Source organism: Paenibacillus sp. FSL R7-0297, assembly GCF_038009025.1.
In the GTDB taxonomy this organism is placed as follows: Bacteria; Bacillota; Bacilli; order Paenibacillales; family Paenibacillaceae; genus Paenibacillus_AQ.
In genome coordinates, this window is record NZ_JBBPAQ010000001.1 from 3,729,591 (window position 1) to 3,751,475 (window position 21,885).

Annotated in this window: 20 protein-coding genes and 1 riboswitch; of the genes, 18 read left to right on the forward strand and 2 right to left on the reverse strand. The window is 51.9% G+C overall.

All coding sequences use genetic code 11. The features are described 5' to 3' along the window. The first annotated feature begins 131 nt into the window (after positions 1 to 131). From MKZ24_RS16280 to MKZ24_RS16315, 8 genes are all read left to right on the forward strand, one after another. The gene (locus MKZ24_RS16280) at positions 132 to 353 is read left to right on the forward strand and encodes a hypothetical protein (protein WP_042237732.1); all 222 of its coding nucleotides are present in this window, start codon (positions 132 to 134) and stop codon (positions 351 to 353) included. Between the two features lie 140 nt (positions 354 to 493). After that, a complete protein-coding gene (locus MKZ24_RS16285; protein ID WP_042237731.1) occupies positions 494 to 805 on the forward strand; it encodes a hypothetical protein in 312 nt (103 codons plus the stop codon). A 250-nt stretch (positions 806 to 1,055) separates the two neighbouring features. Continuing rightward, a complete protein-coding gene (locus tag MKZ24_RS16290) occupies positions 1,056 to 2,114 on the forward strand; it encodes a FecCD family ABC transporter permease (RefSeq protein WP_042237729.1) in 1,059 nt (352 codons plus the stop codon). 2 nt (positions 2,115 to 2,116) lie between these two features. Next, positions 2,117 to 3,151 (forward strand): FecCD family ABC transporter permease, encoded by a 1,035-nt coding sequence (locus MKZ24_RS16295; protein ID WP_340784591.1) that lies wholly within the window; start codon positions 2,117 to 2,119, stop codon positions 3,149 to 3,151. Between the two features lie 27 nt (positions 3,152 to 3,178). Then, a complete protein-coding gene (locus tag MKZ24_RS16300) occupies positions 3,179 to 4,219 on the forward strand; it encodes an NAD(P)/FAD-dependent oxidoreductase (RefSeq protein WP_340784594.1) in 1,041 nt (346 codons plus the stop codon). A gap of 157 nt (positions 4,220 to 4,376) precedes the next feature. Next, positions 4,377 to 5,960 carry a spore germination protein gene (locus tag MKZ24_RS16305; RefSeq protein ID WP_081956593.1) on the forward strand — a complete coding sequence of 528 codons (1,584 nt, stop codon included), beginning with the start codon at positions 4,377 to 4,379 and terminating at the stop codon, positions 5,958 to 5,960. Beyond that, entirely contained in the window at positions 5,950 to 7,155 is a 1,206-nt protein-coding gene (locus tag MKZ24_RS16310) for a Ger(x)C family spore germination protein (RefSeq protein WP_042237724.1), read from the forward strand. The genes MKZ24_RS16305 and MKZ24_RS16310 overlap by 11 nt, the downstream gene beginning before the upstream one ends. Positions 7,156 to 7,190: 35 nt before the next feature. Next, positions 7,191 to 8,288, forward strand: coding sequence for a GerAB/ArcD/ProY family transporter (locus tag MKZ24_RS16315; protein WP_042237722.1), 1,098 nt, complete (start codon positions 7,191 to 7,193; stop codon positions 8,286 to 8,288). Positions 8,289 to 8,299: 11 nt separating this feature from the next. On the opposite strand, the gene MKZ24_RS16320 is transcribed toward MKZ24_RS16315, so the two are convergent. Then, complete coding sequence (locus MKZ24_RS16320) at positions 8,300 to 8,521, reverse strand: hypothetical protein (RefSeq protein WP_042237720.1); 222 nt, start codon at positions 8,519 to 8,521, stop codon at positions 8,300 to 8,302. 250 nt (positions 8,522 to 8,771) lie between these two features. Here MKZ24_RS16320 and MKZ24_RS16325 point away from each other — a divergent pair, with 250 nt between their 5' ends. The 4 genes from MKZ24_RS16325 to MKZ24_RS16340 all read left to right on the forward strand — a co-directional run bounded on the left by MKZ24_RS16325 (position 8,772) and on the right by MKZ24_RS16340 (position 12,404). Continuing rightward, positions 8,772 to 9,131, forward strand: a complete 360-nt coding sequence (locus MKZ24_RS16325; RefSeq protein WP_039301636.1) for a (2Fe-2S) ferredoxin domain-containing protein — start codon at positions 8,772 to 8,774, stop codon at positions 9,129 to 9,131. A gap of 113 nt (positions 9,132 to 9,244) precedes the next feature. Beyond that, a complete protein-coding gene (locus tag MKZ24_RS16330; protein ID WP_340784602.1) occupies positions 9,245 to 9,469 on the forward strand; it encodes a hypothetical protein in 225 nt (74 codons plus the stop codon). Positions 9,470 to 9,748: 279 nt separating this feature from the next. After that, entirely contained in the window at positions 9,749 to 10,906 is a 1,158-nt protein-coding gene (locus MKZ24_RS16335) for an AI-2E family transporter (RefSeq protein WP_042237718.1), read from the forward strand. Positions 10,907 to 10,925: 19 nt separating this feature from the next. Continuing rightward, positions 10,926 to 12,404: a carboxylesterase/lipase family protein gene (locus tag MKZ24_RS16340; protein ID WP_340784605.1), complete on the forward strand. Its 1,479-nt coding sequence runs from the start codon at positions 10,926 to 10,928 to the stop codon at positions 12,402 to 12,404. Positions 12,405 to 12,543: 139 nt separating this feature from the next. On the opposite strand, the gene MKZ24_RS16345 is transcribed toward MKZ24_RS16340, so the two are convergent. Continuing rightward, on the reverse strand, positions 12,544 to 13,722 hold the full coding sequence (locus MKZ24_RS16345) for a PstS family phosphate ABC transporter substrate-binding protein (RefSeq protein WP_340784606.1): 1,179 nt from the start codon (positions 13,720 to 13,722) through the stop codon (positions 12,544 to 12,546). 227 nt (positions 13,723 to 13,949) lie between these two features. Beyond that, positions 13,950 to 14,098: riboswitch (FMN riboswitch) on the forward strand. A gap of 129 nt (positions 14,099 to 14,227) precedes the next feature. Between MKZ24_RS16345 and MKZ24_RS16350 the strand changes: the two genes are divergently transcribed. The 6 genes from MKZ24_RS16350 (at position 14,228) to MKZ24_RS16375 (ending at position 21,835) form a co-directional block, all read left to right on the forward strand. Continuing rightward, positions 14,228 to 15,199, forward strand: a complete 972-nt coding sequence (locus MKZ24_RS16350) for a DMT family transporter (RefSeq protein ID WP_340790179.1) — start codon at positions 14,228 to 14,230, stop codon at positions 15,197 to 15,199. A 530-nt stretch (positions 15,200 to 15,729) separates the two neighbouring features. Then, positions 15,730 to 16,389: a stage V sporulation protein AA gene (locus MKZ24_RS16355; protein ID WP_042237709.1), complete on the forward strand. Its 660-nt coding sequence runs from the start codon at positions 15,730 to 15,732 to the stop codon at positions 16,387 to 16,389. Between the two features lie 2 nt (positions 16,390 to 16,391). Then, positions 16,392 to 16,817, forward strand: coding sequence for a stage V sporulation protein AB (locus MKZ24_RS16360; protein ID WP_042237707.1), 426 nt, complete (start codon positions 16,392 to 16,394; stop codon positions 16,815 to 16,817). Positions 16,818 to 18,061: 1,244 nt separating this feature from the next. Then, positions 18,062 to 19,735: a spore germination protein gene (locus tag MKZ24_RS16365; protein WP_340790180.1), complete on the forward strand. Its 1,674-nt coding sequence runs from the start codon at positions 18,062 to 18,064 to the stop codon at positions 19,733 to 19,735. A 193-nt stretch (positions 19,736 to 19,928) separates the two neighbouring features. Beyond that, positions 19,929 to 21,263: a diaminopimelate decarboxylase gene (lysA, locus tag MKZ24_RS16370; protein ID WP_042237706.1), complete on the forward strand. Its 1,335-nt coding sequence runs from the start codon at positions 19,929 to 19,931 to the stop codon at positions 21,261 to 21,263. 140 nt (positions 21,264 to 21,403) lie between these two features. After that, entirely contained in the window at positions 21,404 to 21,835 is a 432-nt protein-coding gene (locus MKZ24_RS16375) for a peptidylprolyl isomerase (protein ID WP_039301672.1), read from the forward strand. Positions 21,836 to 21,885: the final 50 nt, after the last annotated feature.

A 21,885-nucleotide genomic window follows, 5' to 3' on the forward strand; every position in this document is an offset into this window, starting at 1 on the left:
GAAGAAGCATAACATATAGCAGGGGATGTCCCGGATCCAGGAAGCGGCTGCCAGGGATATCTCCTGTTTCGACATATTTCTCCCGCAGAACATGGTACAGTAAGACTAAAATTTCTGCGGAGGAACCCCTGATGAGAAAAATCTTAAGCCGTATAGGTCTTGGACTGCTGCTGCTGATTATAGTGGCAGTTGTGCTGTGCTTCTATTTCAATCAATTCACTTATGCCTACACACTGCTTGTAGTGCTGCTGTTCATATTTGGCGGGATGGGGCAGATGTATAAGCTGAAGAATGATGAGTACATGTATTCGAGGCATAACCAGAAAGATGAGTATGAGGAATACACAAGGTAAGAAGAATTACATAGATAAGCAGAATTACATAGATAAGCAGAATGTGTTCCGGCCGCTCAAGGCATGCTCAAGGTCCGGCTAACATAGGATGGTATTAAGCAAGCGCTTTAACCATTCAGTCACAGCAGGAGGGAGACCGCGTGAACGAGAGACTGGCAGCTTTAATTCTGCGGATTGACGTTATTGCCACGGATATCATTGTACCGCTGCGCCGCAAAATCATTAATGAAGCCGCCCTGCTTCAGTTATATGAGGCGCTGGATGAAACGTATCTGCTGATCGAGCATGAGAAGCAGATTGACCGGGAGCTCGCAGCTATTCTGTTTCTGATCTATTCACAGCTGGTCAGCCAGTCTAATTATGTGTATGACAAAAGCACCTTCGTTCCGCATATCGGCAAGCTGGAGGGATATATCCGCAGACTATTCGGCGGTACGCTTCAGAATGTATAGTACGAAACCCCCGGACATTCCTGTCTATTCAGCAGCTATTGAACAAGGCAACCTGACTCCCAGATACATCCCCTGAGGATGTAATCGGGATACAGGTTGTCTTTTTTCATGCGGATATCCTGCGCGAAATGGATGATTAGAGACTTTCTATGTACAAGGGTTAGATTTGTCCATTGCCAAACAGTGACAAATTCAATTACAATATTACAATGATAATGAGAATCAATTTCACAGAAAACGGGTGACATTCATGAATCAACAGGCAGTGTCCAGGAATGGGCTTGATCAGAGAGCAGAACCGCTCAAACTACGTTCGCGCCCTTGGGCGGCAACGCTGATCCTAATTGGCGGTTTGATTGCGCTGGCGCTGGGCATCGCTGTTTCAGTATCGTTTGGGGCAGCAGATATTAAGCTTTCTGTCGTTTGGACAGCAGTGTTCCACTTCAATCCGGAACTTACAGAGCATCAGATTATCCGGGAGCTGAGGCTGCCGCGGGTTCTCGGCGGAGTGATGGTCGGAGCCAGCTTCGCAGTGGCGGGAGCCATCATGCAGGGGATGACCCGCAATCCGCTAGCGGATTCGGGACTGATGGGCATTAACTCGGGGGCGGGTTTTGCGCTGGCCGTCTGCTTTGCTTTTTTTCCGAATTTGTCGTTTATGTATCTTATTCTATATTCCTTCATCGGGGCCGGAGCCGGAGCCGGTATCGTCTATGGCATAGGTTCACTGGCCAAAGGAGGACTTACCCCGGCCCGGCTGGTACTGGCCGGAGCCGCCTTCAGTGCGCTGCTCTCGGCGCTCAGTGAGGGCGTGGCGCTGTACTTCAAAATCGGACAGGACCTCGCCTTCTGGTATGCAGGCGGCTTGGCCGGAACGAAATGGTTCCAGCTTCAGGTCATGTCTCCCTGGGTGATTGCGGCAATCATCGGGGCGATTATTCTGTCCCGTTCCATTACGATGCTCAGTCTGGGGGAAGATATCGCCAGAGGACTGGGACAGCGTACCGGTCTGGTCAAATTGGCCGGGGCCTTAGTCGTCCTGATTCTGGCTGGCGCTTCCGTAGCTATAGTAGGAGCGGTAGGGTTTGTCGGGCTGATTATTCCACATCTGACACGTTATCTTGTAGGTGTGGATTACAGATGGATTATTCCCTGCTCCGCCGTGCTGGGTGCATTGCTTGTGGTAGGGGCGGATCTGACCGCGCGGATGATCAACCCGCCGCATGAAACGCCAGTAGGAGCAATTATAGCGCTGATCGGGGTGCCATTCTTCCTGTATCTGGCCCGCAAAGAAAGAAGGGAGCTGTAAAGATGCTGAGAACCAGGGTAGTTTCCTTCGAAGAAGCAAGGCTTAAGCATGGTCTGACTGTACTTAGTGTGCTGGCCGTACTGATTATTATCATGTTCATTATAAGTATGAATACAGGATACATACGTTTAACTCCGCTTGAGCTGTTGAATACGCTGTTCGGCAAGGGGACGGATAAGCAGGAATTAATTCTGTTTCAATTCCGCTTGCCGCGTATTGTAATTTCCATCCTGATTGGAGCTGCATTGGCAGTTTCCGGAGCGGTGATGCAGGGGGTTTTCCGCAATGATCTGGCCGATCCGGGGATCCTGGGCATTAATGCCGGAGCCGGATTGATGGTTATGCTGATGGTATCCTTCTATCCAACGACCTCTGCGGCACCTGTCTATCTGCTGCCGGTAGTTGCATTTGTCGGGGCGGCATTTACTGCCGCATTGATCTACAGCCTGGCCTATAAGCGGCATCAGGGAATTGCGCCGATCCGTCTGCTGCTCACCGGTGTCGCAGTTGCGGCAGGGATGAGTGCAGCGATGATTGTGCTGACGCTTCGCTTAGATCCGGACAAATATCAATTCGTCGCCACGTGGCTTGCGGGCAGCATCTGGGGCACCAGCTGGAAATTTGTATTGTCCCTGCTTCCCTGGATTGTGATTCTCCTGCCCTACGTCATCTATAAGGCAAGGGTTATGAATGTGCTGAATCTGGGCGAGCAGACGGCTACCGGTCTTGGTGCTCATGTCACCAGAGAGCAGTTCCGGCTCCTAGCAGCGGCAGTCGGACTTGCGGCTTCAAGTGTAGCCGTAAGCGGCGGGATTGGCTTCGTCGGACTGGTCGGCCCGCATTTGGCCAGACGGTTGGTGGGACCGAAGCATCAGCTGATGCTTCCAGCCTCCGCACTGCTAGGCGCACTGCTCGTCATCACTGCAGATACGATCGGCCGCCGGATTCTGCAGCCGTCAGAGATCCCCACCGGCATTGTTGTTGCCGTTATAGGCGCTCCTTACTTTCTGTATTTGCTGGCCCGGACCAAATCTTAAATACACCTAGAAGCTGGAGGGAAACAGATGAACGAATCCATGGAATTATATGATGTAACGATTATTGGCGGCGGCCCCGCAGGGATGTATACGGCTTTTTACAGCGGAATGAGAGATTTGAAGACGAAGCTGATTGAAGCGAAGGAAGAGCTGGGCGGACGGATGCTGATCTATCCCGAGAAAATGATCTGGGATGTCGGAGGTGTTACACCGACGCTCTGCCGTAAGCTGATTGACCAGCTGGCAGAGCAGGCGCGGACCTTCGATCCGACCATTGTGTTCGGGCAGCAGATTGTGCATCAGGCGCGCCAGGAGGACGGGACTTATATTCTGACCTCGGCGACTGGTGAGCAGCATTGGACCCGGACCGTTATCCTCACCATCGGGTACGGCATTCTGCAGATGGCGAAGCTGGAGATTGAAGGTGCTGACCGCTATGAAGTGACGAACCTGCATTATACGGTGCAGGAGCTCGAACCGTTCCGCGGCAAACGGGTATTGATCTCGGGCGGCGGCAATTCAGCGGTGGACTGGGCGAATGAACTGGAGGGAATTGCCTCCAGCGTGACAATTGTGCACCGCCGGGAACAGTTCGGCGGCCATGAGAAGAATATTGTCCGCATGAAGGAATCCTCTGTGAATGTACGTGTACCCTATGCAGTAAACCAGCTGCACAGCAGCAATGGCGAGCAGATTGACCAGGTTACGATCAGCCATATCGAATCCGGCGAGAGTGAGCAGCTTGAGGTGGATGCCGTTATTGTCAACCACGGGCTCAAGAGCGATTACGGTCCGTTGAAGGACTGGGGGCTGGACATGGGGGAATGGTGGGCCAAGGTCAGCGGCAAGCTCGAAACGAATCTGCCCGGTATCTTTGCTGCAGGAGATTTTGTGGATTATGACAGCAAGGTAAGACTGATCGCCGGAACATTCACGGATGCGGTGCTTGCCCTCAACAGCGCGAAGCTGTACATGGACCCTGAAGCGGATAAGGTGGCCTATGTCTCATCGCATAACGACCGGTTTAAGGAGAAGAACAAGGCGCTTGGCGTAGTTGATGATCACTAGTTTTAACACATAAAGGCTGTTCCTTACACGGGAGATTCCGTGCGGGGAGCGGCCTTTTTTGGCGTAAGCTTTGCTCAGTCCCGCGTTCCTCAAACATTCCATAAGCTGCATAAAAAGAGGATAGCGGGCGAATAGTAACGGTAAGGAGGTGCTGATCATGGATAAGACAACCAAAGAACCCGGCAGAGCCGTACAGGCGGTGAACAGCGCCGGCGGACAGCCCCACAATCCGCCTATCTCCACTAATCTGGATGAGAATATTACTCAAATCAAGGCCAGGCTGGGGAACAGCCCGGATCTTATTATACGGACCTATGACTTGATCAATAGAACGGCTCAGGTAGCTGCGGTATACATGATTGGCATTACGGACAGAGTGATGGTTGACCATTTCATTTCACATGTGATGTCGTTCGAATCTCTGAACGATGATATGCAGCTTGCAGCGACCGCAGACGAGGTATATTCCTATATCAAAGACAATGCTCTTAGTATCGGGAAGGAGAAGCTCGTTAAAGATATCAATGGACTTCTTGAAGCACTTCTGTCCGGGGATACGGTTATTCTGGTCAACGGACTCACTGAAGCGGTCAGCGGAAGTACCTGCGGCGGCGAGGTTAGAGCGGTAAGTGAAGCTTCGACCCAGGTGGCGATCCGTGGCTCGAAGGAAAGCTTTACGGAGACCATCAGCACCAATATCGCCCTGGTCCGCAAAATCATCAAGAATCCCGATCTCTGGACCGAAACGATGAAGCTTGGGGATGTCACTCATACGGATATCACGATTATGTATATCAATGGTATTGCCGACCCGGAAACGATTCAAGTGTTCAAAAAAAAACTTAAGGAGATAAGGGTAGATTCCATTCTGGAATCGGGATATATAGAGCAGATTATTGAAGATAACAAGTATTCTCCATTTCCGACACTCTACAACACGGAACGGCCGGACAATGTGGCGGGAAATCTGCTCGACGGGCGTATTGCCATCTTTGTGGACGGCACTCCGTTTGTGCTGATTGCCCCGACAACCTTCTTTATGTTCTTCCATACGGTAGAGGATTACTATCAGCGTTATGATATCTCAACACTGATTAGACTGCTGAGGTTCCTGTGCCTGCTTATCTCATTGTATGGACCTGCATTGTTCGTGGCGGCGCTCAACTTCCATCAGGAGATGATCCCGACACCGCTGCTGATCAATTTGGCGTCACAGCGGGAAGGTGTGCCATTTCCCGCCTTTGTCGAAGCGATGATGATGGAGATCACATTCGAGATTATCCGTGAAGCAGGAGTCCGCATGCCTTCGCCTATCGGCCAGACAGTCTCGATTATCGGCGGTCTGGTGCTCGGAACAGCGGCGGTTCAGGCGGGAATTGTCTCTCCGGCCATGGTTATTGTCGTATCTCTTACAGGGATTTCCAGCTTCGCTACTCCGGCATTTAATATGGCACTCTCGATCCGGATGCTGCGGTTTATAATTATGGTCGTTGCTGCGTTTATTGGGCTGTATGGCATCGCGATTTTTACAATTATGCTTATTGCCCATATGTGCAGCCTGCGTTCACTCGGAGTGCCGTATATGTCACCTATGGGGCCGTTTGTGCCGGAGAACCAGAAGGACACTATCATCCGTTCTCCCGGAACCTTCATGAAGATACGGAAACGTCTGTTGAATAACGCTGAAGATCCCAGGGGCTCCGGAAAGCAGGCATCAAAGAGGAAATCCTATGAACATTAAGGGCATTTTCCGCTTTACGGCTATTGCATTAATTACACTGATGCTTAGCGGCTGCTGGAATAGCAGGGAATTGAATGAACTTGCTATTGTGAGTGGTATCGGGGTTGATCTGGTTCCGGAAACCGGTGATTTTCGCGTTACGTTTCAGCTGGTCAATCCATCCTCAACGGCTTCGAGCTTTAGCGCCAGCACCGGACAGCCCTCAGTTATGGTGGTTTCCACCACGGATAAGACCTTGTTCGCGGCTTTGCGCCGGGCGTCCAAGCGGGTAACGCGGCAGCTCTTTTTTGCCCATACTCAGCTCGTTGTTCTGGGAGAGTCCTTGGCGCGCAGCGGAATTAACGATGTGTTTGACATCTTTGAACGATCGCATGAGTTGAGGCTGAATTCAGCAGTGCTTGTCGCATATAACAGTGATGCTGCATCAGTCTTGAAGATACTGACACCTATAGAAAGCCTGCCCTCCATGGGAATGGTCAAGAAGACTCAGAATACCTCCAGCGTGTGGGGAGAAAACCGGGTGATCAGGGTGTTTGATATCATTAACGGTATTACGGGCGAAGGAGATTTGACAATAAATGGAATATCCGTCCAAGGAGACACTTCTGAAGGCATGAAGAAATCCAGTCTGGAGCAAACCGTCACACAGGCGGGGACCGTAATGAACGGACTTGGTGTATTCAGGGAGGGCAAGCTGGTCAGCTGGATGAAGGGGCCTGAAGCAAGAGGTACACAGTGGCTGCTTAACCGGATAGAAGAAACCATTCTCAATATCGATTCTGTATATAAGAAAGAATCTGTTGCAGTCAATATCAATTATTCAAGAACGAAGGTGAAGGTCGATATCCAGGACGGACTGCCGGTGTTTCATGTCAATATCCATGAAGAAGGGATTGTGAATGAAGCGGACGGTTTCGTCGATCTGAGCAAGCGGGAAGACATTATGAAGCTTGAAAAGCAGCTGCAGGAGCAGACCGGAAATGAAGTGAGGCAGGCTTTGCAGATAGCACAGCAAACGGAAAGTGATATTTTTAATTTTGGTAATGAACTGAAGCGCAGTGATCCGCAGGGATGGGCTGCACTGGATAAGCATTGGGGCCGTTTGTTCGCCCAAGGGAAGCTGGATCTGCATGTGGAAGCATACATCCGCAGTACAGGAATGAGCCTGAAGCCCTATCACCCCGCACCTGAATAATCCGGCTTTTAATGCAGAAATAAGGTGAATGGTATATGAGAAAAGAAGTTATTGGTCCGAGTCAGCTTTTTGCGATGATAGTTTTGTTTGAGCTTGGAACGGCGCTGGTTGTACCCGTGGGGCTTGAGAGCGGACATGCTGTCTGGCTCTCTATCCTGATGGCACTTCCCGGAGGTATTCTGCTCTATTGGGTGTTTGCACATCTGTACCTGCAGTTCCCGGACCAGATCATCAGCGGTTATGCACGTATAATCCTTGGACCTTGGATAGGCTGGCCGGTGAGTCTGCTGTTTATCCCGGTAATGCTGTATAACGGCTCCAGAAATCTGCGTGAAGCAGGTGATTTGCTAATTTCAGCCTCCTACGACAAAACTCCGATACTAATTATTAATTCCATAATGATTATTGCGGTGATGTACATCCTGATTAAGGGGATTGAGGTATTCTCCAGAACAGCGGAGATTTTCTTCTGGATCATTGTCATTATGGGGTTAATCTGTAATTTTATTGTGATCGTTTCCGGACTGGTGGAGCTTAAGAATCTGTTTCCGCTTCATGCCAAAGACCTCTGGGAAGCTCTGGGTTCAGCCTATCCGAATATTTGGATTTTCCCCTTTGGAGAACTGGTTTGTTTCACGACCATTCTGCCGCACTTTAACAAATCATGGAAAATAAAAAAAACCGGAATGATAGCCATCACTGTAAGCGCCTGTCTGCTCAGCTTCACGCATGCTGTTGAGATGGCAGTACTTGGAGAGAACCTCTACAGCAGGATAACCTTTCCGATGTTTACAACCATTACACTTGTAAATGTGGCTAATTTCATCCAGCGTCTGGATGCATTTGTCATGCTTACATTGATCATTGGGGTGTTCTTCAAGATGACTGTCTATTGCTATGCCGCTGTGGCCATTGCTGCGGATCTTTTCAAGGTCCGTAATTCACACAAGCTGGTGATCCCGGCAGGAGTGGTAATGCTGTTCAGCTCTTTCGTCAGTGCGGAGAATTATCCGGTGCATATGAATGACGGGAAGGCTTTTCTGGAGAATATTCTGCCAATTTTCTGTGCGGTTATACCTATTCTGCTGCTTGTCATTCACCGGATCCGGCGCAGGTTCGGCCTGTACCGTTAAGGAGGCTGTCTTCAGCGGGTGCGGCTGCGTTTAACAGCGCTTGCGATAACCTGAATCAAAGGGAGTGTCAGGAAGATCAGTATGCATATCATTTCATACAATGTCGTTGTGGCAAAGACTACGGAAAGAGAATGAACGGACTCAGCCACGCTGGTTCCGGATAATACATCAACCAATGTGATCAAAATCAGGGTAAGGGCGGCAAACAGGAAATAGATGCTGAGAATCTTCATGGGGATTGCTCCTTAATGCACCGCAAGTAATTTGCCTATTCCAGGCAGGCGGGCTACAGATATTATCTCCATTTATGGACGGAGTAATCAGCAAAAAAAGCTGCCGGGAGCCGGTTAAGGTTGCCCAGACAGCTTCATGAACATTCTGTGACTGCCCCGAAGTCAGCTATTGACGATCCTCTGAATGGTAAGTAGAGTTTAGGGAGACAGACAAACAGGGTACTGTTGTACTAGAGGGGGCGGGAATTCCATGACGACCTGGAATCTGCAAGGGACGGTCAGCCATCTGCTGATCTGTAACGGAAGCGACTGCAAGAAGCATAAGGGTGAAGAGGTCGCTGACGCGATAGAGGATGAAATCGGGAAGCAGGGGGCAGACAGCCTGATTCATACTACCGTAACCCGCTGCAACGGAAGATGTTCGGATGCGTGTGTAGTCATCTCCTATCCGGAAGGCGTATGGTACAGGGATATCACCCCCAAATCAGCCAAAAGCCTGGTACGCAAGGTACTGAAGGGTGAACGGCTGGAAGAGAATGTACTCTACACTTATGATGAAGGCCTGAAAGCCGCAATTGAAAAAGGGGCAAAGGGTAAAAAGAAGAAATAAAACATCAAAGAACAATGCAGTCCTCCACTGGAAAGTATTCGGTGGAGGATTGTTTATTTTTGTAAGATGGAGGATTATGATGGATAGAAAAGATAGTGTAAGGGGGAAGCGGGATGTTTGTGGATTTCGGGCCGGATGACCGTGTGCTGCACAGTAAGGCGTTCTTGCAGGAAGAGGTGGAATATAATCTTCTTCACCTTATCGCCGGAAACCCGGAATCGCTCCGGATCAAGACAGCCGAGGATCATCTGATCTTTGCGCAGACGGAGGGTCATAACCCCTGGTTATGGATTGCACCCGAGGTAGGCGCTGATCAGCGCAGAGCCATGGTTCGCTAGCTTGTGGAGCGGCTGAAGGGCCGCGTTCCAACAAGGTCTATCAGTCGATCGGTTTTGAACGGACCGGCAGTGTTGTGGATTTGCGGTTTCAGTAGGCGGTTTGGCTGAACTCCCTGGCTTTGGTGGAAGGTCTGCTGGACGGCCTGCAGTCTTCACTGCACTAGAGCTTTTTTGGGGGGGCAGAAAATTTGACTTGCAGCCTCCGTGTTGACTATGCTAATACAAAGTGCAATTAATCACACTTATATTGTAAGTGTTGTAGCAAAGGGGCGGCAGTATATGGATAGACGTCAGGTCTGGCCGGATAAATTCAAAAAGTTTTTTCTGAATAACAAGTTTGTGGTGGGGCTATTAATTGCGTTGCTGATTGGTGTTACCGTGCTCGTATTCTCAAAGATTCCGTTTATATTCAAACCGTTGTCAGTGCTTCTGCATACAGTGGCAGCGCCGCTGCTTCTCTCGGGAGTTGCTTATTACCTGCTGAATCCGCTGGTTGACCGCCTGGAGCGGAGAAGCAAGGTGAAGCGCGCTTACGGAATTGTTACGATGTACCTCGTAATAGCCGGAATTATTACACTGATCCTGCTCATGGTTATTCCGATTATCCGTACCCAGCTGATGGGGCTGATCGACAACTTCCCGATATACAGCGCGCAGATTCAGGAGGAATTCCTACATCTGACAGGCAGTGAGTTTTTCGGAAAGCTTCAGGAAAGTGTGGGTACGGATCTCAGTGATATCACCGGCAAGGTGACTACCTGGGGCACCTCGTTCATCAATAATGCCGCCAGTGGCGTAGGCAGCTTTGTAGGCACTTTGACAGAGATTGTCCTGGCAGTGGTGACTACGCCGTTCATTCTGTTCTATCTGCTGCGCGATGGCAAAAGACTGCCCGACTACCTGATGCGGTTCATTCCTACTGCACTGCAGCCGCAGTCCCGGATGGTCATGCAGGAAATGAACAGCCAGGTGGCATCCTACATCCGCGGGCAGATTATTGTCAGCTGCTGTATCGGCGCATTGCTCTATATTGGTTATCTGATCATCGGGCTGGAGTATTCCCTGGTACTTGCTATCGTTGCCGCTTGTACTGCGGTAGTCCCTTATCTGGGACCGGCGATCGCGATTACGCCAGCACTGGTGGTAGCCATGGTAACCTCGCCTTTTATGCTGCTTAAGATGGTGATTGTCTGGACTGCCGTTCAGCTGATCGAAGGGAAGTTTATCTCTCCGCAGATCATGGGTAAATCGCTGAAGATTCATCCGATCACGATTATTTTTGTAATTATTTTTGCCGGCAAAATGTTCGGGGTACTCGGCATCATTCTCGCGGTACCGGGTTATGCCGTACTCAAAGTAGTGGTTACCCATATCTTTCAGTGGTTCCGTTTCCGCTCAGGACTCTATAAAGTAATTGAAGAAAAAGCTGAGGAATAAAGCGAAAAGGATGAGTGTAATGACAGGACAACTAGTGACAACAGCCTATGGGCAGCTGCAGGGAGAACAGAGCGGCGGAGTGAATGTCTGGCGCGGAATCCCGTTTGCTGTTCCTCCTGTCGGAGAGCTGCGCTTTCGTGCACCGCAGCCGCCGGAGCCCTGGAATGCTGTAAGGGAGGCGAAGGAATTCGGCCCGGTCAGCCTTCAGCCGGTAAGTACCAGCGGTACGCGCTTCGGCGGCAGCAATCCGGTGTACTCTGAAGATTGCCTGTACCTGAATGTCTGGTCACCGGCAGCAGCGCAGGAGGATGCCCTGCCGGTCATGGTCTGGATTCATGGGGGCACCTTTGTAACCGGTGCGGGCAGCCAACCGATGTTTGACGGTGCCCATATGGCGGCAAGCGGCCGGGTTGTACTTGTTACGGTGAATTACCGGCTCGGTCCGCTCGGATTCATGCATCTGTCCCCGATGGGTACGGGACTTGGCTCCAATCTTGGACTGCTGGACCAGATTGCCGCTCTGGAATGGGTGCGGGAGAATATCGCCGTATTTGGCGGTGATCCCGGGAATGTTACAGTGTTTGGGGAATCAGCAGGCAGCATGAGTATTGCTGCGCTGCTGGCGATGCCGGCGGCCAAGGGGCTGTTCTCGCGTGCGATTATGGAGAGTGGTGCGGGGCAGAGCCTGAGCGGTCAGCAGGGGGAACAGATTGCGGCAGCCTTCCTGGCAGAGCTCGGTCTTCAGCCCGGCGGTGACACGCAGCTGCTGCATACACTGCCTGCGCAGCAGATCATGGAAGCGGCCGGAAGGATGGCGTACAAGCTGTCCGGGAATTCGCTGAGTATGTATTTCCAGCCGGTTATTGAGCCGTTGACCTTGCCGGTGGAACCAGCGCAGGCGGTACGCGAAGGAGCGGCAAGCGGCATCCCGCTGCTGATCGGGACGAATCTCCACGAAGGCAATCTGTTCTTCCGTGAAGGGCAGGCAAGCGAAAGCTTCGACCGTTCACTCAAGTCGCTGGAGCTGCTGATGGGCATCGAAGACCTCTCAGAGCTGACCTCCGATTACAGCAAAACCTGGGAAGGGCAAGCCGAGGTGCTGACCGACCTTTTCTTCTGGGCCAGCTCCATTTCGTTCGCGGAGAAGCAGCTGGATCACGCTCCGGTCTGGATGTACCGGTTCGACTGGACCGTCACCGGCCATCCGCTGCTGGAGAAGGCTATACACGGAGCGGAGATTCTTTACGTATTCAACAACCTGCCGCTGCTGAAGGAGTACGGCCTGAAGGTAACCCCTGAGATGGCAGCGGTGGCCGAAGCGATGCAGAGAGCCTGGACCGCCTTTGCCCGCTACGGTGATCCGTCTGCACCGGAACTTGCATGGCCGCAGTACACTGCGGAGCAGCGTGCTACGCTGCTGTTCGATCAGGTCTCGCGTGTAGTGAACGATCCGGACGGAGAGAAGCGCAGACGGATTTTTGAGCATTACCCAGGGTGAAAGCGGCTCTTGATTTCAAGAAGCGCTGAAAAAAGCAGCAGCCCTTACCGGAGAGACTAATTTCCCGGCCAGAGGACTGCTGCTTTTTAAGGTTAGTCTCAGCGCACGCCACGAATCAGGAACATGCGGTCCGAAATCATTATTTCACCGGTGTATACCCCGTCTTCCCGACCAGCTCCTGTCCTTCCGGGGACAGAATCCAGTCTAGAAATGGCTCAATATTGGGATTGGTGCTTCCCGCAGTTACCGCGTAGAATTCTGCTGCGAAGGGGTACGCCCCGCTGCGGATGCTCTCCTTGGTGGGAGGCACACCCTCGATCTCCAGCAGCTTAATCTCATCGCTGACGTTCATCTCCGAGGCGTAGAACAGGAAGCTGAAGCCGAGCGCATTATTGTAATTGCGGTAGCTGGCGGTCAGGCTAATAATCCCGCTCATGACGTCTGCAACATTCTCCTTCGGTGGGCTCATCAGCGTCCGGTCCTCCATGATTTTCTCAAGCATGGTCTGGCTGCCGCTGTTCTCGTCCCGCTGAAAAGCCCGGATGGACGCCTTCTTGCCACCGACCTCTTTCCAGTTTGTTACTGTGCCGGAGTAGATATCCTTCACTTGTTCAGTGGTTAAGCTACTGATCGGATTGCGCTTATTAACAAAGAAGACAAAAGCTTCGCGCCCGATCGGAGTGAGCTTCAGTTCAGTGCCTGCCAGCTTCGCCTGTTTGGTCTGGGCGAGTGAGGGCGCTGCGGCAAATATAATATCGGCATCCCCTTTGATCAGCCGCTTATAGGCTTCGGAAGTGGTGGTGCATACGGCAAGATCATTCCCGGTCTCATAAATACTATGGTTATAAGTATCGGGCGGATACACCGCTTGAACAAAAGCTGAATATAGCGGATAGAGTGCAGTTGCACCGTCCAACCGTGGCATTTGTTCCTGAATATGATAGGCAGCCTTATGATCCAGGCTGGCGGCTTTGGTATTTACTTCAAAAGGTGCGTACTGGAGCAGATTGACCTCCTGTTCCCTTACTTCGGCAAGACTGTTCACATAAGCCTGCCTTATCTCATGACCAGCTGCGCTCAGCAGGCAGATTCCGGCAAAAGCCGCGAGCGCGGTCAGGCGGAAGCGTTTGCTGAAGAGTTCAAAGATAGAGATTACAGCGAATACTGCAAGCCCGCCCGAAGCGGCGAGGACGAGCGGTGCATAGAACAGCATACCTCCGGTAAATGTAGCCATGATATAAGCAATGAAGCCTATGATTGTGATGACGGCCAAGGCAAGGATGGAGAATAACAGCTTGGTTTCAAATGATCTTTTCACAGCGCCCTCCGTTATAGTTACTATAATATGGATAAATAGTTTATTCGTATCTTATTCTATAACAAGGCTCCGTTTCTGCCAAACTATGCAGTTCGTGTAATTGCGAAATGAAGCATTTTCTCAGAAAAATGATTGTACGATGAAAAAAATGCGGATATTTTCATAAAAAGGCTAGACGAATTCATGAAACGGAGTTATCCTGAGATTGTGAAAAAAATAACAGAATACAAGATTCTCGGGGTAAGGTGAAATTCCTGACCGGCGGTGATGTTCCAAGTGAACTAAGCCCGCGACTCGTTACTCTTTTACAAGAGAAAGCGACTGATCTGGTGACAATCCAGAGCCGACGGTAAAGTCCGGATGGGAGAGGATCATAAGGTAAAGGCAGCGGGTGTATTCCCTGATGTCTTTATTGATAATGGCCCCCGTTGTTTGCCCTGTTTACAGGTGACTCGGGGGCTTTTGGTCTCTTATCGAGGGTTTGTATCGACAAGGAGAATGAATGATGAGTAATGTATCTGCTTCATCTCAAGGCGTCCGTACCGCACCGCTGCGCAGCGGATTCTGGCTGGTAGTTCTGGGGGCAGCCCTATGGGGTGTTGACCCGCTGTTCCGTATTATCCTGCTGAAATCCCTGACCTCTTCACAGATCGTCCTGCTGGAGCATGTAGTGCTCTTCCTGGTTGCTGCACCTGTAATGTGGCGCCAGCGCGCCGAACTGAAGGGGATTCGCCTTCGCCAGGCCGGTGCATTGCTGGTTGTATCGTGGGGCGGTTCAGCTGTAGCAACGATTCTGTTCACCAAAGCATTATCCAGCGGAGATTTCAATGCTGTACTGCTGCTGCAAAAGCTGCAGCCGCTCTTCGCCATTGGTCTGGCCGCTGTTATCCTTAAAGAACGCTTACCTAAGAATTTCGCACCGCTTATCATTGTTGCACTATTAGGCACTTACCTGCTTACCTTTGGCTGGACGATTCCGTTCGGCCATGTGAACAGCTTCATGGGTGTAGGCAGTCTTATGGCGCTGGGCGCCGCCGCATTATGGGGCGGGTCGACTGTCATGGGCCGCTATCTGCTGGGTTCCATGAAATATGAAACTGTAACTTCCCTTCGCTTTATTCTGGCGTTGCCGCTTTTATTCGTGATTACCAGCATGGAGGGAGCTCCGTGGCAGATTACCGGCGGAATCAGCGGTTCGGCCGCTGTTGCCATTAATCTCCTGCTGCAGGCTCTGCTGCCCGGATTGCTCAGCATGCTGCTTTATTACAAAGGCCTGAACACAACCAAGGCTTCTGTAGCCACTCTGGCTGAACTCAGCTTCCCGATGACGGGGATTCTGATTAACTGGATTGTATATCACCAGCTTGTGACTCTGCCGCAAATTATTGGCTTTGCGCTGATCTGGACGGCGCTGTTCTTTATTTCGAGCCAGCAGAGCCGTCAGGGACATCAGGCTGAGGTTATCAAACAGAATTAACAACGGATAGCCGCAGCCTGAGGGGACGACCCCAGGGTTACGGTATCACCAAAAGAGGATGTTCCCGCGAGCCGCAATGGCCCGGGACATCCTCTTGTTTTTTTATAGGTATGATGACCCGAATCTGCTAGTGATTCTGAGTCCGTTTGGCCGGCGAATCCGACGGATCTGCCCGAATAGAGGATTTTCAGTCCTCCCTGGCTAGCGGTGGGGTCATGAAGAGCAGGCCAAGCTCCAGTTATGAGAATGAATAACCGGCCGGCTCAGTCTGCCAGACATCCGGTTTGTGTTCTCGTCCTGCTGCTGTTATTACTGCTGCAGGTATGGAGTTTGTTATATCCCAACTGCTTCAGCTGTGTCTGCGAGATGTACAGCCTGTTTCCTCTTTTCATAACCTTCCATCCCTCTATGTAAATAACAATAAATATGAATTACAGGGTTAAAGAGTAAAAATAAACCTTTTCTCCCATACTACCGTTATTCTTGCATCTTCAGCTGCTTCACACTACAAACCTTAGGAGGCACCGCCAATGGACAATCCTCACCCGGCTCCCGCCATTTATATACAGCTCAAAAACCGGGTAACCGTGCCCAAAGGCAAGGATGTGATGCTGCGCGATGTAGCCTTTCTGATTACCGAGCCGGAGTGGCGGGAGCCGCTGTATTCACTGCTGCTGCTGCAGCCGGAGCAAAGTGACGGCAATCTGATTCTGATTGATCTGCTGACGGTGATTCCCCGGATCCATGAGCTGCTTCCGCATGCGGAAATCCAGCCGATTGGCGAAGGGCGGACGATTGTGCAGATTGAAGGTCCGGCAACGGCAAACAAACCTTCCATAGCTTTGTTTGTACTGGTATGGCTGCTGCTGTTCTTCGGCTCGGCGCTGACGATCATGAATTTCCATGCTGATGTCAGCATGCAGGAGGTGCAGATCCGGATTGTGGAGATGCTGACCGGCCGCAGGGATGAGCATCCATACGTATTTCAGATCGCCTATTCGCTGGGCATTGGACTGGGGATGGTTATTTTTTTCAACCATTTGTTCAAAAAGAAATGGAACGAGGAGCCGACACCGCTCGAAGTGGAGATGTTCCTGTATCAGAAAAATATCGACCACTATGTCGTCAACGAGGAATATAGCAAAATGAAACGCCGCGGAGATGATGCATCGGTGCGCAGGGGGGAGTGAGCATGACTGCACAAGTATCACTCGGGCTTAACCTGCTGCTCGGCATTGCCGGAGGAATCGCTGTCGGCGGCGGGGTAATCGCTCTTTTTATAGTGCTTGATATGGTGCCCCGGCTGGCGCAGCTGACCTCCTCCTACGATAAAGTGCACTGGTATGAAGGGGCCATGGTCGGGGGCTCACTGCTGGGAACGATGAGTGATTTCTGGAACTGGAAAATAAATGCAGGCCCGCTGATAGAGCTGGGGGTTGGACTGTTTGACGGAGTATTCATCGGTATGCTGGCCGCTGCATTGACGGAGGTACTGAATGTACTGCCGATTCTGGCCAAAAGACTGCATATGACACATATGTTGTTTGGACTACTGATGGCTATGGTATGCGGCAAAGTGGCAGGTTCATTGTTCGACTGGTTTGTATACCGACAGTAAAAGGAGGCTACGGGGTGGTTAGGTATATTCACAGCGGTGATCAGGTGGAAGCGGATAAAAAGCATGGCAAGCCGGAACAGCAAAAGCCGCCGCAGCATGAAGCGCAGGCTGCACAGCAAAGTGTTGCAGACGGGGGCCAATGGCAAGATGAACGCTTAGCTGCGCAGCAGGAGGGGGTAGACGGAGTCCAACCGCAGGGTGAAGCGAAGGCTGCACAGCGGGATGGTGCTGATAGAGTTCAGACGTGGCAAGAAGGACAAGTTGTAGATCAGGATGGTGTAGGCGGACGACAACCGCAGGAGACGGAGGTTTCAGGTGAGCTGGGAGCTGTTACCCGGCCGATAGAGGGCGGTGCGGAAATCCGCTCTGGCATGGATGCCGGTTCGCGTGCAGAAGGCAGGTCCTCTGAGGCAGAGCCTGCTGATAGTAATGCAGCGGAAGGCCGTGAAGCTGGAGACGCAGCAGATAACGCGGCTGCAGGCAGCACAGCGGAGGACAGCCATGAAACAGGAGACGCAGCGGATAACGGGGCTTCCGGCAGCACACCGAAGGACGGCAACGCAGCCGGAGACGATTCGGATAGCCAGGAGTCCGGTGGTGGCGTCAAAGGATTTTTGAGCAGCTTGTTTGGAGATGATGCCGGACCGGGACAGGGAGACGGGGCGAACTCCGGTGACGCACAGAATCAGGATACTGAGGCTGCGGACGAGCTTGGCCAGCCCGGCCGGCCGCAGGGAGGTTCCGCCTCAGTTGAACAAGTAGATAAAGCTGCAAGTGAAGAGGAATCTGGTGGAGATCGCGGAGCGGAGTCCGGTGCGGATATCGGAGTGGATTCCGGAGCAACCGGTTACGGGGACCACGACTTGCAGGTTTCCGATGGGGCGGGTACACCGGATCAGGAGGGCCCGGACAAACCTGATCAAGGCCGTCCGGCTACAGAGAAGACTACCGCCCAGGGTACAAGTGGGGAAGATGAGGACAAGCAGGAAGCCGAGGTATCCGCTGCTGACGATGATGCTGGCACAGCTTCAGCATCCGGCGAAGACAACCCGCCAGCTCCAGCCTCCGGCATCCAATCACAGGATACGGAGACATCAGACGAACTGGGTTCCGAGACAACGGAGAAGAGCCATAAAGGATTTTTTGCCAGATTGTTCGGAGATGATGAAGAGCCTGAGGAAGAAGATCGGGACGCTTCTGGTGAAGATGAAGGTGAAGAGGGATCGTCCAGGCAGGCACAGAGAGTGGGTTCCGCAAGTAATGATCCAGATAAATCTGGAGCTCCGCAGAAGGCCGGGGATCAGTCCGGCACCAAGACTAAGAAAGCCAAGGCCAGTCAAAAGGTAGACTCCGCCGGTAAGCCCAAAGATCTGCGGCAGCAGAAACGCGACAATGAACGTTCCGACTCTCTGGAGGAGTCTATTAAGTACTGGCAGGGCAATGATAAGGTATCGAGTAACCTGGAGGATACCAAAAAAACCCTGACTGAAGTCATGGGTTTGGGTTCATCTTTTGATATCGTCTTCAGGGAAATGTCCTTTGGGGGGCGGCGCGTTGCGTTGCTCTGCATCAGCGGGTTCGCCAAGGATACCATTATTGACGAGATTCTGAAGCGTCTGACCTATCTGACCCCGGATAATATATCTACCGATGTGTTCGCCAGCTTCATGAGCGAGTATATTCCCCATGTCCAGGTAGAGAAGGGTGAGCTGCTCAGCGAGAGCATCAATAAAGTCTTATCAGGCATGAGCGTGTTCTTCATCGAGGGCGAAAGCCAGGTTATTATCATGGATACCCGTTCGTATCCTTCGCGCAGTCCGGACGAGCCTTCAATTGAACGGGTGGTCCGCGGAGCGCGCGACGGCTTCACAGAGACGCTCCTGAGCAACGTGGCTCTGGTCAGAAGACGGATACGCGACCCGGGGCTGAAATACGAGATGCATCAGATCGGACGCCGGACCCGGACCGATGTCTGCGTAGCCTATATTGACGATATCGTCGACAAGACTCAGGTGCAGGCCGTTACCGATAAGCTGAAAAGCGTCGATATCGACGGAATTCCCCTTGCTGACAAACAGCTCGAGGAGGCGATTGTCGGCGGCGGATGGAATCCGTATCCGCTGGTGCGGTACTCGGAGCGGCCGGATATTGTGGCTTCCCATCTGCTGGAGGGCAGAGTGGTAGTCTTCGTGGATACCTCGCCGAGTGTCATGGTTCTGCCGACGACGTTCTTTGATCTCTGCCAGCATGCGGAAGAGAACCGCCAGACGCCTTTTATGGGAAGCTATCTGCGATGGGTCCGCTTCATCGGTATCTTTGCCTCGATGTTCCTGCTGCCGCTGTGGATGCTGCTGGTTATTCATCCGGAGCTGAAGCCGGCCATGCTGGAATTTATCGGTCCGCAAAAGACGGCGAAAATCCCGCTTATCGCCCAATTCTTAATCGTTGAATTAGGGGTGGATCTTCTGCGGATGGCCGCTGTCCATACACCTACACCGCTCGGCTCGGCGATGGGGCTGATTGCTGCGATACTGGTAGGTGACATCGCCGTGCAGACCGGTCTTTTTGTCAACGAGGTGGTGCTCTACATGGCAGTGGCCTCCATCGGAATGTTTGCAACGCCAAGCTATGAGCTGGGGCTGGCCAACCGGATTGTCAGGCTTGCACTTCTGCTGGCGGTGGCCGCGTTCCAGATTCCAGGCTTCATGATCGGGACAACGCTGCTGGTGGTGCTCTTGACTACACACCGGTCCTACAATTCTTCGTATTTGTGGCCGTTTATACCGTTTAATGCAAAAGCGATGGGTGAAATCCTCCTGCGCCAGCCGGTGCTCAGCTCCAAAACAAGGCCTTCCTTCAACAAAACACGGGATAATACCCGGATGCCGCCTAAGCAGGAGAAGGAACACAAGTCGTAGGAAAATACAAATCAACTGCAAATTAGTCCATTCTATGGAGTTCCCTCTGTCTGCTATACTGAATACACTAAACAGCCACGCAATAAAGTGAAATTCCTCTCCTGAGGCCACACTTTAAGGAACGCTGCGGGGTTCTGTAACATATACTAGACAGGGTGGAACAGATATTCCACAGAAATTGGAGGACTGCGCAATGTTTTTACACGGGACGAGCCGAATTAACGATGCAGGGCATTTGGAAATCGGCGGATGTGATGTGACAGAATTGAAAGCGGAGTATGGTACCCCGCTATATATAGTGGACGAGCAATTGGTCCGGCGCCGCTGCCGCGAGTACATGGACGCTTTTACAGCTTCAGGACTCGGTTTCCAGGTTGCCTACGCCAGTAAGGCTTTCTCAACGATGGCCATGTGCCGATTGGCGGATGAGGAAGGACTGTCGCTGGACGTCGTTTCCGACGGAGAGCTGTATACCGCGCTGCAAGCGGGTTTTCCGGCTGAACGAATTCATTTCCACGGCAATAACAAGACTCCGGATGAGATTGAAATGGCGATTGATGCAGGCATCGGCTGCTTTGTAGTCGATAACCTGGTTGAACTCAGCCTGCTGCAGGCGATTGCTGGCCGTAAGGAAGTAACGGTTAACATTCTGCTGCGTGTCACACCGGGCGTTGAGGCGCATGCCCACCATGCTTACGCATCCACCGGACAGACGGACTCCAAATTCGGTTTCGATATCGGCAACGGTTCGGCGCAGGAAGCGGTTAAGCAGGCAGACAGCAAAGCTAATCTGAAGCTGCTTGGGGTTCACTCCCATATCGGTTCGCAGATTTTTGAGACAGAAGGCTTCCAGCTGGCGGTTGAACGGATTGCCGAATTCACCCGCAAAGTGAAAGAAGAGCTTGCCATCGGCTTCCCGGTCGTCAATCTTGGCGGCGGCTTCGGCATCCGTTATGTGGATGGTGATACTCCGCTGCAGGTTTCGGAATATGTTGCGGCCATTACGGATGCGGTGAAGACGCATTTTGCCGGTATCGGCGAGGGGCTGCCGCAGATCTGGGTTGAGCCGGGCCGCAGTATCGTAGGCGATGCCGGTACGACCTTGTACACCGTAGGAACAAGCAAAGAAATTCCGGGTGTGCGCAAATATGTTGCCGTTGACGGCGGTATGACGGACAATCCGCGTCCGGCGCTGTATGAATCCAAGTACGAAGCCGTGCTCGCAAGCCGCGCGACTGAGCCTAACGAGGAGACCGTATCCATCGCCGGCAAATGCTGCGAGAGCGGGGATATGCTGATCTGGGATGTAGAGCTTCCGAAGGTGGAGAGCGGAGATCTGCTCGCTGTTGCCTGCACAGGAGCCTACAATTACTCCATGGCCAGCAACTATAACCGTATCCGCCGTCCGGCGGTTGTCTTCGTGCAGAACGGCCAGAGCGATCTGGTGGTTCGCCGTGAATCGCATCAGGATATCGTGGCCAATGATATTGTGCCGGCACGTATTGCCAAACAGACCGTTACGAATTAAACCATACCTGCTGCATAAGCTGCAGGGCACTCCATGAGGGCAGGCGGGAATCGTTCCCGCTTGCTTTGCTTTGTACCCCGTTTCATAGTAAACTAATAAAAGTGTTCAATATTTGTCATTTCGAAAGGGGTCATTTACATATGGCTAAGCAAGCGAAAATTACACTCGAAAACGGCGGTGTCGTGCTGATTGACTTGTTCGAACAGGATGCGCCTAATACTGTAGCGAACTTTGAGAAACTGGCTAAAGACGGATTCTACAACGGACTGTTGTTCCACCGTGTAATTCCAGGTTTCGTAGCTCAAGGCGGCTGTCCTAATGGTACAGGCTCCGGCGGCCCAGGTTACACCATCAACTGCGAGATTAACCCGAACAAGCATGAGCGCGGCTCCCTGGCTATGGCCCATGCGGGTAAGAACACAGGCGGAAGCCAGTTCTACATCGCTTATGCTCCACAGCCTCACCTTGACGGGGTACACACTGTATTCGGTAAAGTGGTTGAAGGTATGGACCAAGTCGATGCTTTCAAAGGCCGCGACAAAATGGCTACCGTTGAAGTAGTAGAAGTATAATACAAGCATCGTCAAAGCACCCGGCTGGATTATCCAGCCGGGTGCTTTTT

What these genes read in the sequence shown, in the direction of transcription:
- MKZ24_RS16280 (WP_042237732.1), top strand. Translation starts at nt 132, where the DNA reads ATGAGAAAAATCTTAAGCCGTATAGGTCTTGGACTGCTGCTGCTGATT.
- MKZ24_RS16290 (WP_042237729.1), top strand. Translation starts at nt 1,056, where the DNA reads ATGAATCAACAGGCAGTGTCCAGGAATGGGCTTGATCAGAGAGCAGAA.
- MKZ24_RS16295 (WP_340784591.1), top strand. Translation starts at nt 2,117, where the DNA reads ATGCTGAGAACCAGGGTAGTTTCCTTCGAAGAAGCAAGGCTTAAGCAT.
- MKZ24_RS16300 (WP_340784594.1), top strand. Translation starts at nt 3,179, where the DNA reads ATGAACGAATCCATGGAATTATATGATGTAACGATTATTGGCGGCGGC.
- MKZ24_RS16305 (WP_081956593.1), top strand. Translation starts at nt 4,377, where the DNA reads ATGGATAAGACAACCAAAGAACCCGGCAGAGCCGTACAGGCGGTGAAC.
- MKZ24_RS16310 (WP_042237724.1), top strand. Translation starts at nt 5,950, where the DNA reads ATGAACATTAAGGGCATTTTCCGCTTTACGGCTATTGCATTAATTACA.
- MKZ24_RS16315 (WP_042237722.1), top strand. Translation starts at nt 7,191, where the DNA reads ATGAGAAAAGAAGTTATTGGTCCGAGTCAGCTTTTTGCGATGATAGTT.
- MKZ24_RS16320 (WP_042237720.1), bottom strand. Translation starts at nt 8,521, where the DNA reads ATGAAGATTCTCAGCATCTATTTCCTGTTTGCCGCCCTTACCCTGATT.
- MKZ24_RS16325 (WP_039301636.1), top strand. Translation starts at nt 8,772, where the DNA reads ATGACGACCTGGAATCTGCAAGGGACGGTCAGCCATCTGCTGATCTGT.
- MKZ24_RS16330 (WP_340784602.1), top strand. Translation starts at nt 9,245, where the DNA reads ATGTTTGTGGATTTCGGGCCGGATGACCGTGTGCTGCACAGTAAGGCG.
- MKZ24_RS16335 (WP_042237718.1), top strand. Translation starts at nt 9,749, where the DNA reads ATGGATAGACGTCAGGTCTGGCCGGATAAATTCAAAAAGTTTTTTCTG.
- MKZ24_RS16340 (WP_340784605.1), top strand. Translation starts at nt 10,926, where the DNA reads ATGACAGGACAACTAGTGACAACAGCCTATGGGCAGCTGCAGGGAGAA.
- MKZ24_RS16350 (WP_340790179.1), top strand. Translation starts at nt 14,228, where the DNA reads ATGAGTAATGTATCTGCTTCATCTCAAGGCGTCCGTACCGCACCGCTG.
- MKZ24_RS16355 (WP_042237709.1), top strand. Translation starts at nt 15,730, where the DNA reads ATGGACAATCCTCACCCGGCTCCCGCCATTTATATACAGCTCAAAAAC.
- MKZ24_RS16360 (WP_042237707.1), top strand. Translation starts at nt 16,392, where the DNA reads ATGACTGCACAAGTATCACTCGGGCTTAACCTGCTGCTCGGCATTGCC.
- lysA (WP_042237706.1), top strand. Translation starts at nt 19,929, where the DNA reads ATGTTTTTACACGGGACGAGCCGAATTAACGATGCAGGGCATTTGGAA.
- MKZ24_RS16375 (WP_039301672.1), top strand. Translation starts at nt 21,404, where the DNA reads ATGGCTAAGCAAGCGAAAATTACACTCGAAAACGGCGGTGTCGTGCTG.